Annotated in this window: 11 protein-coding genes; 3 read left to right on the top strand and 8 right to left on the bottom strand. The window is 52.6% G+C overall.

The annotated features are described in order from the left end of the window. Positions 1-7: 7 nt before the first annotated feature. The 6 genes from ACMGGH_RS02210 to ygjG all read right to left on the bottom strand — a co-directional run bounded on the left by ACMGGH_RS02210 (position 8) and on the right by ygjG (position 7,512). Positions 8-550 (bottom strand): fimbrial protein, encoded by a 543-nt coding sequence (locus tag ACMGGH_RS02210; RefSeq protein WP_049000026.1) that lies wholly within the window; start codon positions 548-550, stop codon positions 8-10. A gap of 9 nt (positions 551-559) precedes the next feature. After that, positions 560-1,576, bottom strand: a complete 1,017-nt coding sequence (locus tag ACMGGH_RS02205; protein WP_192971912.1) for a fimbrial protein — start codon at positions 1,574-1,576, stop codon at positions 560-562. Further along, complete coding sequence (locus ACMGGH_RS02200) at positions 1,577-4,195, bottom strand: fimbrial biogenesis usher protein (protein ID WP_193066173.1); 2,619 nt, start codon at positions 4,193-4,195, stop codon at positions 1,577-1,579. A 49-nt stretch (positions 4,196-4,244) separates the two neighbouring features. Beyond that, entirely contained in the window at positions 4,245-4,952 is a 708-nt protein-coding gene (locus ACMGGH_RS02195; protein WP_028014483.1) for a fimbria/pilus periplasmic chaperone, read from the bottom strand. 153 nt (positions 4,953-5,105) lie between these two features. Beyond that, positions 5,106-5,648 (bottom strand): fimbrial protein BcfA, encoded by a 543-nt coding sequence (locus tag ACMGGH_RS02190; RefSeq protein ID WP_028014482.1) that lies wholly within the window; start codon positions 5,646-5,648, stop codon positions 5,106-5,108. Between the two features lie 484 nt (positions 5,649-6,132). Then, positions 6,133-7,512, bottom strand: coding sequence for a putrescine aminotransferase (gene ygjG / locus ACMGGH_RS02185; protein ID WP_232948977.1), 1,380 nt, complete (start codon positions 7,510-7,512; stop codon positions 6,133-6,135). Between the two features lie 435 nt (positions 7,513-7,947). On the opposite strand from ygjG, the gene ACMGGH_RS02180 reads away from it, so the two are divergent. Together ACMGGH_RS02180 and ACMGGH_RS02175 are read left to right on the top strand one after the other, a co-directional pair. Then, on the top strand, positions 7,948-9,468 hold the full coding sequence (locus ACMGGH_RS02180; RefSeq protein ID WP_063943009.1) for a methyl-accepting chemotaxis protein: 1,521 nt from the start codon (positions 7,948-7,950) through the stop codon (positions 9,466-9,468). A gap of 336 nt (positions 9,469-9,804) precedes the next feature. Next, on the top strand, positions 9,805-11,364 hold the full coding sequence (locus ACMGGH_RS02175; protein WP_232948976.1) for a methyl-accepting chemotaxis protein: 1,560 nt from the start codon (positions 9,805-9,807) through the stop codon (positions 11,362-11,364). On the opposite strand, the gene ACMGGH_RS02170 is transcribed toward ACMGGH_RS02175, so the two are convergent. Continuing rightward, complete coding sequence (locus ACMGGH_RS02170) at positions 11,361-11,855, bottom strand: PadR family transcriptional regulator (protein ID WP_041908013.1); 495 nt, start codon at positions 11,853-11,855, stop codon at positions 11,361-11,363. The two genes, ACMGGH_RS02175 and ACMGGH_RS02170, sit on opposite strands and share 4 nt — an antisense overlap. Positions 11,856-12,002: 147 nt before the next feature. Here ACMGGH_RS02170 and ACMGGH_RS02165 point away from each other — a divergent pair, with 147 nt between their 5' ends. Beyond that, the gene (locus tag ACMGGH_RS02165) at positions 12,003-12,767 is read left to right on the top strand and encodes a siderophore-interacting protein (protein ID WP_232927917.1); all 765 of its coding nucleotides are present in this window, start codon (positions 12,003-12,005) and stop codon (positions 12,765-12,767) included. On the opposite strand, the gene ACMGGH_RS02160 is transcribed toward ACMGGH_RS02165, so the two are convergent. Continuing rightward, complete coding sequence (locus ACMGGH_RS02160; RefSeq protein WP_232948975.1) at positions 12,768-13,937, bottom strand: DNA repair protein; 1,170 nt, start codon at positions 13,935-13,937, stop codon at positions 12,768-12,770. Positions 13,938-14,135 lie beyond the last annotated feature (198 nt).

Genomic DNA, 14,135 nt, shown 5'->3' with positions numbered 1-14,135 from the left:
CCGCATCCTACTGATAGAGCAGATCAAAATACATGATGGCCGTAGCATTCCCTGTCGTAACCTCGGGCAGGGTCGATTTGTACCGTAAATTAAACGTCAGGCTATTATCTCCCTGCTTTAAGGGATAAATTTCGGATTCCGTATTATTTATTTTAATCGGATTCATTCCGGCATTGAGAAGCTCCACGCCAATGCCCGTCGCCATTTCGCCAGCCGTTCCTTTACCCGTGTCGCTGAGCGCCAGCAGGTCCGAGTTATTGGTATCCGGCATACCGCTGAACCAGATTTTTGTCCCCTGAATGGCGCGTGAACAATTTTTAAGATCGATCGTGAACGCTTTTTCCGGCGTCGTTGTTCCGGTTGCGGGAAATTCAGATATATCGAATGCGCCTAAATCAACCGTTTGTTCTTTACTGTTCACCTCAACTTCACACGATTCGCCGATAATTGTGCCGTATATCTGGAGGTTAACTGTAAAACCCTCATCGGCGTACGTTGTTGCTATGCCAGAGAATAGCGTCGCCAGGGCGACAAAATACAAGACTCTCATTTTTCACCCTTACGCAAAATCGATACGTAAACAGGCCAACGCAGTAAACAGACCTTCTGCCGGGGCCTTCCCTGTCGTGCTGATGGGGTAGGTTTTTAACGTGACATCAGCATGGCCCGAACTATCAGTAACAAAATCAGCGGTGCTGGAGGCGTCGTTAGGTATCATGACGGTGCCATTTTCGTTGGTTACCACCACGCCGACATCTTTATTATCCGTAGCGATCGCCTGGCCGACGTTGCTGTCTGCGTTGGCGACCAGTCGAAGCGTAAGATGCGCAGGCGAAATCACGTCCGCATTACACTCGATGGGAACATTAAAGGTTTTTACCGGCGCATTAGAAGGTTTCTCACCCGCTTTCGTGAATGAAGAACTGTTGAGTTTTCCCAGGTCAACCGTAATGATTTGCCCCGCATTAATGATGCAGTTTTGCGGCACCGTGACCGCGCCGCTGTATGTTATTTGATAAACAATATCATTCAACGGGTCGGTATTTTCGGTGGTGATATAAACATTAAACATCACTTTACTGGGGATAATGACCGTGCCGATAAAAGGTTTGATAATTTTTAACCGGAATACCAGGTTGGAGTCATATACCGGGAAAGGTATGTTCATATCCTCTTTATCCACCCTGTAATCTTTACCCATATGGATATAGTCTCCAGGCGGAAAATATTCACCAATTTCGGAATCGGTTATCCGCATCGCCCCTGCAATATAGATCGGGTCAAGATTCATATACTGCCACTGGTCTTCCGTGAAAATCACCGGGTAGGTATTCCTGTATGAGCGATAGGTACGAGAATCGCCGTCCGGATGATAGTCACATATGGCGTTGACGCCCACATCCTGTGATTTAACCAGTTCAACTGCCTGCCCCAGCTGGTTTTGTTCTTTTGTCAGCGAGGCCGTCAGATCGTAATTAACATTAGTAATGCTGTGTGTAAAGTTATGGCAGACCGCTGCCAGACTTTGCGTAGAAGCCGTAAGGCTGAGTAATAAAAAAATAATGCGTACTTTCACTTATCGGCACTCCGCTTTTAAATGCACGAGGGACTGCTTTGTTTCACTTAGCTTGTAAACGGCAACACATTTTTTATCATCTGTGTCGCCCCATTGCGCTGTCAGACTCCCTGTCTCGCCCAGCCCAGACAGATACGCTTCGCCGTTATCGCCTACGATGGTGTCCCCACCTTCATCGCTGCGCGTAACAACCGCGCCAAAGGGCACAGGGCGCCCGTTATGCATGAGTGCAATCATCGCGCGCGTTCCGGAGCGCGCCTTAAAGGTGGCGCGAACCAGGGCGCCCTGGGTTGGAACTACGTGGGTTACGGCCTCGTCAATGTCTAGATCGTCGCTGAGTGAGTTGGTGTTCAGCGCCATGCGGTTACGGTGGTATGCGCTGGCATACGGCACAACCGCATAACCACGCCAGTCGGTATGGATCCCGGGTCCGTCTTCGACCTTAACGTTGCTTGCGCCCGGCGCGGCGATCAGGACATTGGTATCCCCCAACGGCTGGCTTAAGGTGATGCCGTTGCGATGCGCGACGATACCGCCGCTGAGGCCGTAGTTGATCTGCTGATAATCGCCATTGTTGCTGTAGTTGTAACCCAGGCTCGCATTACCGTAGGCGCTATCATATTCCGTGCTGATGCTTCCACTGGCACCGGTATGTTGGTTCTGGTATCCCTGCTGAACGCTGTAGCTGAGGTTATTGTCTTCAAGCAGCGTTCCGTTGATGCCGGCAGTATTATTGACCCTGCCGTCGTTATCGGTGCTCATGCCGTATGTGGCGTAAATGCTGTTTAAACGTTTGGTCACATCTCCACCTGGATGAAGCCACAGATTGAGCGGGAAGGAGAGCGTTAAAGAATAAATACGATCGCTTTCACTCATGCCAGGGGATTTATTGTAGTTGTAGGTCAGGTTATAGGTTACGCCCGCAACCGTTCCGCTATAACCCAGCTGAATAAGCGTATTTTTTTCATCGGTATGCCAGTACGTTTGCTGGCTGCCGTTGAGGAAAATCGACCCGGCAGTGCCCAGCTGTTGGGAAATATTGGCCTGCAGCTTGCCGCGTTTGGTGTAGTACAGATTGTAATAATCGGTCCACACGGGCTGATTGTCGTCGGTGTGGTCGTTGGGATCGTCCTGGCCGACATAACCCTTCATTTGCTTATAGGTGGTTTCATCCAGGGTATAAAAACCGGATGTTGAATAGCGATAGCCTAACAGCTGGAAATTGGTGCCCATGCCATTCAACGATTTTGCATATAAGAAACGTATTGACTGCCCGTTATGTGAGCTACCGTCGCTCAGTTCGCTTTGTGCGGAGGTGAGATCGGCCGATACGGCGCCAAAATTCCCCAGGTTCACCCCAGTACCTAACGCAAAGGCAGAGTATTTTTCTGTCAGCTGCGTACCACCGTAGACGGTAAATCCTTTTGGTAACCCCCAGATAAGCGTTCCCTGGACAAAGTTTGTGTCCTCCTGCTGGTCGCTGTTACTGCGATAGCGGGCCGCGGTGGCGGCATATTTTACGGTGCCTTCACGCTGCAAAACCGGAACCGCGGAATAGGGCACAGAGTAGCTGCTGATCGTTCCGTCAGATTCTTTGACCTCTACATTCAGGTCACCGCTTGAGGAGGTGGGGTACAGATCGTTAATGGCAAATGCCCCGGGCGGCACATAGCTTTGATAAATGGTGTAACCGTTTTGTTTGATGGTGACCTGGGCGTTGGATTTAGCGATCCCATGAATGGTTGGCGCAAAACCTTTCATACTATCAGGCAGCATGTTGTCATCAGAATTGATCTGCACCCCGCGGAATGGCAGGCTGTCGAAGACATCCGAAGTGGTATAGTTCTCGCCGATTGTTAGCTTGCTTTTTAGCGGGATAACGGCACGTTCAACATAGGTTTTAATGTGTTCCCAGTTGGTGTAGGTCTCTGAGCCGCTGCTGTTGTAGCTCCATGTAGAGAAATCCCGCAGCCGCCACGGCCCCAGGTTTAATCCACTGTTAAGTCCCAGAAAATAGTTGTCTGTCGTTGAACCGTAATCACCGCTATTGTGACTATGCGAACCCGAAAAGTCATAATTCAGCATCAGGGCGTTAATGCCTTCGTCCCATTGCTCAGGGGGAATGTACCCGCGCGCGTTATTACGCAGCGCCGCTTGCGGAATACTGATATTCAGGCGCTGGTGTTCAAAATCAAAAAATGTGGTGGCAGCGGGAATGGCTGCCGGCAAATCGACACAGTTGCCCGCTTTTTCGTCCTTAAGACCGGGTAAGACATCGACATTTACCCCCATCGCATCAAGTGACTTACGCGAGAGGCAGGGCGTCAGCCCCGTATCGTCATCCGTAGGTGTTGAATTTTTGCGCACGTTAAACGTCACGTCGCGCGTGGCTAAAAAATTGTCATTCAGCCATACGTCCACGCGATAGACCCCTGGCGCCTGACCAGCATTACTAAAACGTGATAAATCAGCAACCGCCGCAGGATCGCTTGAAAGAAAGGCAGGGTTGAAATAATAGCCCGCATCCGCATTAACGGATGCGAATGCGCCGAGCATGGCCAGCGTGAGAGGGGCCAAACGATGATTGACTATCCTTGTCTGATACTTGCGAAACTTCATTTTTCTCTGCCTGCTTCAACGCGCTATGTTCGGTATTTTTCCGGGAAAATTATGCTCCAGGGCATGTCTGAACAGGGGTGGTAGCACCGAAATCGTTAACGGTCTGGAACGTCACCTGGCTCCCGCTACCGGCAGGTAGATCAACGACCAGGCTGTTCATTGGCGGAACCATGTTATTGGTTAACTTTGCGTTTCCCGCTTTGAATTGCACCAGCGACACGTAATAAGGCGACGCGTTTTTGATGGTCAACTTGCCGTTACTGACCGTGCAGCGCAGCGCCTTTGGCGCGTCAATTGACGGGGTGGGCAATTTTTTTGGGCGAATAAAAAGCTTAATGACGCTCTGCGTCGCAATCTGCAACGTATTTCCCTGCAACTTACTTTTATCCACGGCCGGGATAGCTTTGCTGTTGAAATAAAAAACGCTTTCTCTGTCTTTCGGCAAATCTGGGCCAGCGTACATAATCCTGATGGTGTTTTCTTTTTTAGGATGCATAACAAAAAGTGGAGGCGTGACAATAAAGTCTGTGGACTTCGATTGATCGGCGTTCGCAACCCACGATTGCACCAGGAAAGCATTGCTTTGAGACGAGTTCGTAATAGGTAACGAAATCTGTTTATCACCCTGAGGGTAAATAATACGCGTTGCGCCCAGGCCTATCCCCCCAGCGTGAGCCGTAGTCAGCACCGTAGCTGCGAATAAAAAAGAATGCGTAATCAGCTTCGTTATCAAAGATACAGTATTAATTCGTTTCATTTATATATCACTTCATTGAATACATAATCAAATACATAGAATAAAACATGCCGTTTAAGCCTATGTATTTAATCTATATAAAACGGTCGGTTATATTAAAAATCCCTCCTTCGTACAGGCGTACGAAGGAGGGATGACAGCATCCTAATTCGATTAGGAATAAACCATCTGGAAGGTAGCGGTGGATGCTACGTTACCTGGTGTTGCTGCGCCTGTAGCGATGTAGTCAACGCTCAGTGGGATAATGTTTTCACCGTTGATCAGGCCGATTGCAGAAGAGGTGGTACCCAGATCCAGGTTTTTACCGTCCGGTCCAAACAGCTGCAGAGCCACGTTCTGTGCGGAACCTGCACCCGCGGTATTCGCCATAGCGCCCGGCTGAGTTGCATCCTGCTGCGCGTTGAAAATAACCGCTGCGTTCTGGCTGACAGTGGTGTCGCAATCTTCCAGTTTAATGTTGAAATCTTCTTTCTGATTCGCCAGCATTCCGCTTTGAGTCAGCTTCACGGTACGAACCTGGCTCAGGATAACGGTCTGGTCAACAGAATCGGCAGCAACTGAACAGGCAGCGTTAACAACCTGACCGACGAAATTAACGGTACCGCCGCTTACTGTGGTGGTGTCTGCCTGTGCGTTCATCATCACGCCGCTTGCCATAGATGCAGCAACAACCATTGCTAAAACATGCTTTTTCATACAAATCCTTTTAAATAAACAGTTTTCTGTCAAGTTGAAACAAAATTAAAGGTGACTTAATACAAGACTATTCAGATTAAAAATCATGAATATACAGAATCATACAGTACGCTGTGTTTTGCACATTCTCGTGATGTTCCGAAAGCGTATTTTATGAGGCGAGACATATTATATCAATCTATTGCTGGTTGATTTTCGCTTAGAAATTCTTAAATGGGTTTTAATTAAAAATTTATTAGTTTTTAGAATGGGAGGGTATGTTTGATGCGCTATTTAGCCTGATTCAGTAAGGTGCAATCGCCGAGAGTGATATTTCTGCATTGTTATTGAACGCTATCCTTTTATTAAAATTAGATATTAATTTAAAACGGGAATTGTTCTTTAGGGCAATGTAAGAGTGATTTTCAATATGCCATGTTTAATTACAAATTGAAATGAAATTAGAGTGGATATAACTCCCTCCTCCATAAGAGGAGGGATTAAATCATACTTCTTCTACTCTTACCCGCAGCGCTGCCAGCGCCTTGCGCGCCGCCTTCAGCACCTGCTCACACTGCTCTATGGTCAGCGTCAGCGGTGGCTCAATGCGGATGGTTTTCGAGTTGTTGAGCGTGCCGGCTACCAGCACCCGCTGGCGGAACATCTCGCTCGCGAAGTTGTAGCCGATTTCATTGTCGACAAACTCGATTGCCATCAGCATCCCTTTGCCGCGCGCCTCCTGCACCAGATCCGGGTACTCACGCCCCAGCTGGCGGAAGCCATCCAGCAGCATGTCGCCTTTCTGCTCCGCCTGCGCAGGCAGGTTTTGCTCCAGCAGCACGTTGATGGTGGCCAGCGCCGCCGCACAGGCCAGCGGGTTACCGCCAAAGGTGGTGGTGTGCAGGAACGGATTGTCGAACAGCACCGAGAACACCTCCTCGGTGGCAACCGTTGCACCAATCGGCATCACGCCGCCGCCGAGCGCCTTCGCAAGACACAGTATGTCCGGCTGAACGTTCTCGTGCTCGCAGGCAAACATCCTGCCGGTGCGCCCCATCCCGGTCTGCACTTCGTCGAGGATCAGCAGCGCGCCAAACTCATCGCACAGCTGACGCACGGCGGGCAGGTAGCCCTGTGGAGGCAAAATCACGCCGCCTTCACCCTGAATCGGCTCGAGGATCACCGCCGCCACGTCATCGCCGGTTTTACAGCATTCGCTCAGCACGGTGCGCATGGCGTTAATGTCGCCGAACGGCACGTGGCGGAAGCCCGGCAGCAGCGGCATAAACGGTTTGCGGAAGGTGGATTTGGCGGTCGCAGACAGTGCCCCCAGGGATTTCCCGTGGAACGCGCCGCTGGTGGCGATAAAGGTGAATTTCCCGCGTGGCGACTGGTACGCCTTGGCGAGCTTGATCGCCGCCTCGACCGACTCGGTGCCGCTGTTGCTGAAGAAGCTGTATTTCAGCTTGCCGGGCGTTAAGGCCGCCAGCGTTTTCGCGAGCATGGCGCGAAGAGGGTCGAGCAGTTCCTGACTATGGAGAGGTTGTTTCGCAAGTTGATTCTGTACGGCGGAAACCACTACTGGATTACGGTGCCCCACGTTAAAGATACCGAAACCACCCAGGCAATCTATAAACTCCTGTCCCTGGGTGTCGACAAGCGTGTTGAGACTTCCCGCTTGCCACTCTACGGCTCCGTAATCCCCGCCGGCGGTAACAGATTTGCGATACTCCAGAAAACCAGGATTCACATGCTCTTTAAAATAATCGATGACCTCTCGGTTAAGTTGTTTCATCTCCTCATGATCGAGCGTTCGCTTCTCAATGAGATTCAGTGCGTGCGCGGTACAGGCAAGAGCCGAGGCGCTGGAAGGTAACCTGTTCAAAATATGCTCCCGGGGATCGCGTATCACATGATACTGAGTTAAGTATTGCAGGGATTACGCCACTTCAGATGACTTAACGAAAATCGGGATAAACGCCAGGTTAAAATTATGTTGCGCAATATTTAATCATGCCGGAGCAATCGAAACGGGATTTAGGGGGACAGGGCAACCCGCATTCTCAGGTGCACAAAAAGGCAATTGCACTAAAGGAGTGCATGGCTTGCGGCTTAAGTGGGCGTTAACAGGTCATGCTTTATAGGTAATTTCTTTGCGAAAGTATTTGGAATCAATGAATTATAAAATCTCACTAAAAGTGCGGTTTAAGTGAAATCTGCGATCTCCATCAAGTTTAACAACTAAAGATAAATTGTTTACCGCCGAAAAAACAATAAACCACAAAATTAACATTCGAATAACCTGCAAGGAATGCCCGTCATGTCTTCTCCTTCCTGTGTCACCCAGAATAATTATCCTCTGGACGATGACACCACCTTAATGTCGACCACCGACGTCCACAGCTATATGACCCATGCAAACGACACCTTTGTGCAGGTGAGCGGCTATCAGCTTGATGAGCTGATGGGCCAGCCGCACAATCTGGTGCGCCATCCCGACATGCCAAAAGCGGCGTTTGCCGATATGTGGTACACCCTGCAGCAGGGTGAGCCGTGGAGCGGCATTGTCAAAAACCGGCGTAAAAATGGCGATCATTACTGGGTGCGTGCGAATGCGGTACCGATGGTGCGGAATGGGCAGGTGACGGGGTATATGTCGATCCGCACCAAAGCCACGGAGGAAGAGATCGCTGCCGTAGAGCCGCTCTACCGGGCGCTGAATAACGGGAGCTGTAAAAAACGCATCCAAAAAGGACTGGTGGTGCGTAAGGGCTGGTTGGGTAAACTTCCTTCCATGCCGCTACGCTGGCGCGTACGCAGCGTGATGGCGGCGCTCTTTGCCGCGCTTGCCGCTACCCTGGTGACCACCTCCGCAGGCTGGGTGCCGCTCGCAGCGGCCGCCGTGATAACGCTGCTGGGAACGCTGCTGTTTGAGCAGCAAATTGTCCGCCCGATCGAAAACGTCGCGCATCAGGCGCTGAAGGTGGCGACCGGCGAGCGCAACAGCGTGCAGCATCTGAACCGCAGCGACGAGCTGGGGCTGACCCTGCGCGCGGTAGGACAGCTGGGGCTGATGTGCCGCTGGCTCATCAATGACGTCTCAAGCCAGGTGATGAGCGTCCGTGACGGCAGCGACAGGCTGGCGCAGGGGAACGAAGCGCTGAACGATCGTACGCGTCAGACCGTGGCGAACGTGCAGCAGACCGTCGCAACGATGAACCAGATGGCCGCTTCCGTTCAGAGCAACTCAGAAACCGCCGCCGAAGTGGACAAACTCTCCGTCGCCGCGAGCAGCGCGGCGACGAAAGGCGGCAACGCGATGCAGACCGTGGTGAAAACGATGGATGACATCGCCGATAGCACGCAGCGCATCGGCTCGATTACCTCCCTGATTAACGACATCGCTTTCCAGACCAATATCCTGGCGCTGAATGCGGCCGTTGAAGCGGCAAGAGCCGGCGAGCAGGGGAAAGGCTTTGCCGTGGTCGCGGGGGAAGTTCGCCACCTTGCCAGCCGCAGCGCGAATGCGGCTAACGATATCCGCAAGCTGATTGATGCCAGCGCCAGCAGGGTACAGTCCGGCTCGGAGCAGGTGCACGCCGCAGGCCGCACGATGGATGACATTGTCGAGCAGGTGAAAAACGTCACGCAGCTCATCGCGCAGATCAGCCACTCGACGTCCGAACAGGCGACCGGGTTGTCAGAGCTTACCCGCGCGGTGGCGGAACTGGACAGCATTACGCAAAAAAATGCCGACCTGGTCGAGGAGAGCGCGCACATCTCTGCCATGGTGAAACACCGCGCCGGGCGTCTTAAGGATGCGGTGACGGTGCTCCATTGAGCCAGTAATGTTCCGGAAAAGTCGTTTATACCGTAAGGAATAAACGGCTTTTTTATTTGTGGTTGTGACTATTAATGTTTTTTATTGTTAATGAGATATTAAATAACTAAAGAAAGTTCCTCAGTTATTTATTCCTGCCTAAGTCAGTTTTCCCCGATGCTATTTTGCAAAACCCTGTTCTGGTGGTCTGGTAACGATCGATGGGGCGGAATTAATAGCCTCTACCTATCCATTGTGATGGTTATGAAATAAAAAAACGATCAAAGTCATAAAGTTAGCGGATTCGTTACCGATAACAGCGATCGTCTGAGAAATAATCACATCGATGGAGTAAATATGTTCTTACATGACGTAAAGATCGGCACGAAATTATTTCTGGCGTTTGGATTCTTTATTGTCCTGATGGTGATCAGCGCCAGTATGTCCTTACTGAGCCTGAACCGGGCTAACAACGGGATGCAATCCATCATTACCCATGATTATCCCACCACGGTAAAAGCGAACCAGTTAATCGACAACTTCCAGGAATTTATTAGCACTCAGCAGCTCATGCTGCTGGATGAACAGGGAACGTACACGGCACAGTCGCAGCAGCATCTTAAAGAGATCAGCGAGCATATCACGGTGATTTTGGGCGAGCTGAATACGGTGTTGCAGGACCCGAAATCGCAGCAGGTCCTTGCCGAGATCCGCGACGTTCGTCAGCAGTATCTGGACTCGCGCTATCGCATTTTGCAGGCGGTGCAGAATAATGACCGTGCGGGCGCTATTCAGGAGATGATGACCCATACCCTCACCGTGCAGCAGGCCTATAAAGCTAAAGTGCAGGAGCTGATTGCGATTCAGAACCATGAGATGCAGAGCGCGGGGGCGCAGGTGGAAGGAGACTTCAGGTCTAGCCGACTGCTGCTGATCCTGATCACCCTCTTTAGCGTCGCCGCTGGCAGCCTGATTGGCTGGTTTATCGTGCGCGCTATTACCCGCCCACTCGGCGAGGCGGTGAATTTTGCCAATGCCATTTCAGAGGGCGACCTGACGGGCAGCATCACGCCGCACGGCAAAGACGAAACGGGCCTATTGCTGCACGCGCTGATGGAGATGAAAAACCGCCTGCTGGATATTGTGCAGCAGGTGCAAACAGGCTCGGAGAATATCTCCAGCGCAGCCGCGCAGATTGTCGCCGGTAACCAGGATCTTGCCGCGCGCACCGAGGAGCAGGCAAGTTCCGTTGAACAGACCGCCGCCTCGATGGAGCAGATCACCGCGACGGTGAAAAACACCGCCTCGCACACCGGGGAAGCGACTAATCTCTCGGCAGATGCCGCCACGGTGGTCAAAAACAACGGGGAGATGATGAAGCAGGTGACCAGCAAAATGCGCCTGATTAACGAGACGTCGAACCGGATGTCCGACATTATCGACCTGATCGACGCCATTGCGTTCCAGACCAACATTCTGGCGCTGAACGCGGCGGTGGAAGCGGCGCGTGCGGGCGAGCACGGCCGCGGCTTCGCGGTGGTTGCCGGTGAGGTTCGCCAGCTTGCCCAGAAGAGCGCGTCGTCTGCCAGTGAAATTCGCGAGCTGATCGAGAGCTCCACCAGCCAGACCCAGGACGGGATGAATCTGGTGGAAAAAGCGAGCGCGTTGATCAACGGCATGGTCGGCAACGTGGAGGAGATGGACACGATCCTGCGCGAGATCCGCCAGGCCAGCCACGAACAGACGGAGGGGATCTCGCAGATCAACAACGCGATTGGCCTGATTGATGCCACCACCCAGCAGAACTCTGCGCTGGTGGAGGAGTCCGTCGCGGCGGCGGCATCCCTTAACGAGCAGGCGATGCACCTGAAAGAGTTGGTACGCGTATTCCGAGTGAGCGAGCACGCGCCGGCTTAATCCAGCTGGGAGATCTCCAGCGCCGCGCGGTCGATTATGCCGATAATCTGCTTGAGCTGCGCGTCGCTGAGCTCTCCCTGATTTACCTTCAGGTCTAACACCGCTTTAAAGTTATCCAGCGCCCGCTTCATCTGCGGATTTTTGCGCAGCTCAAAGCCGACGCTGCGCGCCTTAATACGCACCTGGATCTGTTCCAGCTGTTCCCGGTTTTCGTCCAGCCAGCGTTGTCCTTCAGCGGTAATCGCAATCTTCTTACGACCGCTCTCTTCTTCCGTAATGGTGATAAAGGTTTGATCCTGCAGATAATCCAGCGTCGGGTAGATCACACCGGGGCTCGGCGTGTAGTTCCCCTGGGTCAGGTTCTCGATCTCTTTGATCAGCTCATAGCCGTGGCTGGCGCTGCGGGTCAGGATATCCAGAATCACCAGTCGCAGGTCGCCGTGGCCGAAAAAGCGCGGTCGGCGTCCACCGCCGTCGTGTTCATGTCGCATGTTATGTCTCTTAATTTGATATATCTAAACTATATCTAAGATATATTCAGATGCAATCTAAAAAATCTTGCTTTTTTACTGATTAGTAATCATTATCATTTAAAATTCAATTCCGATATATCGTATTCACCAGAGAAGAGGCTAAAAATGGCATCTACCCGTTACCCACAGCGCGTGCGTAATGACCTGCGCTTTCGCGAGCTGACGGTGCGCCGCGTTGAACGCGTTAGCGCAGGCTTTCAGCGCATTGTTTTAGGCGGCGAGGCGCTGGAGGGCTTTAGCTCCCGCGGCTTCGACGACCACACAAAAGTCTTTTTCCCTGCACCTGGCACCACGTTTGTCCCGCCGAAGGTCACCGATGATGGTATCGACTGGGGCGACGGCGTACGTCCACAGGCGCGCGACTATACGCCGCTGTACGATGAGGCAAATCATGAGCTGGCGCTCGATTTCTTCATTCATGACGGCGGGATTGCCAGCGGCTGGGCAGTCGAGGCGAAGGTGGGCGACAGGTTGACGATCGGCGGCCCGCGCGGCTCGCTGGTAGTGCCGGAGGATTACGCCTGGCAGCTGTACGTGTGCGACGAGTCCGGCATGCCGGCGCTGCGTCGACGTTTAGAGAGCATTGCTAAACTGCCGGTTTGTCCGGAGATTCACGCGGTGGTGACCGTAGGTGATGAATCTTATAAGGACTATCTGGCGCACCTGAGTGATTTCAACATCACCTGGGTGGTGGGCCACAGCGAGCAGGCGGTGGCTGACCGTCTGGCGGCGCTGGCCGTGCCGGCGGAGGATTACTTTATCTGGCTGACCGGAGAAGGGAAGGTGGTAAAAAGCCTGAGCCGCCAGTTTGAAACCAACGCGATTGACCAGCATCTGGTGCGTGCCAGCGCATACTGGCACGCTAAATAATCAGGCTGCCGAATCCATCTGCGCTTCGTTAACCTGATGTTCGAGCGAGGCGCATACCTCTTTTAGCGCTTTCTCCTGCTGAGCAAAGTACGCTTCCATATTGCTCAGCGACGAGACCAGCAGCCATGACTCCTCTTTTTCCAGCTCCGCCAGCTCGTTCACTAAGGTGTCGATTTGCTCGCGGACCTGCGCCATTTTTTTGCGGATACGCTCCAGATCGTTCAGCCTGTCGCTCGCCATCAATGGCTCGAACCCCTGCTGCAGGCGGGCCACCAGCGAGCGAATGGTTTTGACGTCGCCGCGCTGTTTGGCCTGGTTGAGCTGCACCATCATCGCGTTGGCTTCCTCTTTCAGATCGTCTGCGACTAAATCCGGATGGCAGAGCTTGCTCGCCTGCCGCCAGAGGCGCTTGAGTTCGTTCTGATCTTCTTCCGAGAGATGTTTGCCCTTGCGCAGCCGCACTTCGGCATCGTGATGCTGTTCGCGATACTTCTCGTACTCTTCGTTGGCCTCGTCGCGCGCCTGACGCGCGGGCTCTTCTTCGCGCGTTAAGCCGCTTTCCAGTTCGAGCGCTTCGGCCAGCAGGTTGGCAATCAGATTGCTTTGCTGCTCCAGATGCTTACGTGCCTGAGCGGCCTGGACGGAGTCAGCCGGGAGATCGCGCCAGCGCTGGGTAAGCGTCGCCAGCATCTCCACCGCCTGCGCCATATAGCGCTGACAGCGGCGGTAATCCTCCTCGCGACGACGTGCCTCCGCCTGCTGACGACGCAGGTTCAGCTCCGCCAGCGTTTTACGCAGGGCGAGGATCTGCTGCATCAGCGGTCCGAGGCGGGAGAAATAGAGATCGTTGAACTCATCAAGCTGCTGCACGCGCGCGTTGCGGCGGTCAATCAGATCGCGCAGACGCTCTTCCAGCGCCTTCAGCTCCAGCTTGCTGGCGGCTACCTGTGGGTCACGCCACTGGGTCACGGCGCGTTGGCCCTGCAGCCAGGCGGTTATGGCCGCCATGGCCGAGGTATAGTTCTTTTCCTCAAGCGCCACGACGATTGCCTGTAGCTCATCGTCAAACGCTTCATTTTTCAGGCGTGTCAGCTGGCTCTGGATGATGTCGTCATCTTCCAGTTCAATGGCATTTTTAATGATTTCTAGCCGTTTGATCGGTGTGCTCATGATGCCTTTCGCTTTGGCGCTTAAGTATTTGAGTTAAGGGTAGTTGTTGTAAAAGCTACAGGAAATAATACACACGGATGATGATCGGCGCGATGGGGGATTTCTTTAGATTTTACAGAGTGTGAAGATGAGCGCTTAACAAAAGAATAAGAGTGCTGCTTTTTGAGGTTGAATTTAATTTATTGAAATATATAGCAA

Origin of the sequence: Enterobacter sp. BNK-16, from assembly GCF_048684955.1 — a bacterium.
In the GTDB taxonomy this organism is placed as follows: Bacteria; Pseudomonadota; Gammaproteobacteria; order Enterobacterales; family Enterobacteriaceae; genus Enterobacter; species Enterobacter bugandensis.
This window is presented reverse-complemented; position numbering and strand designations above follow the sequence as displayed.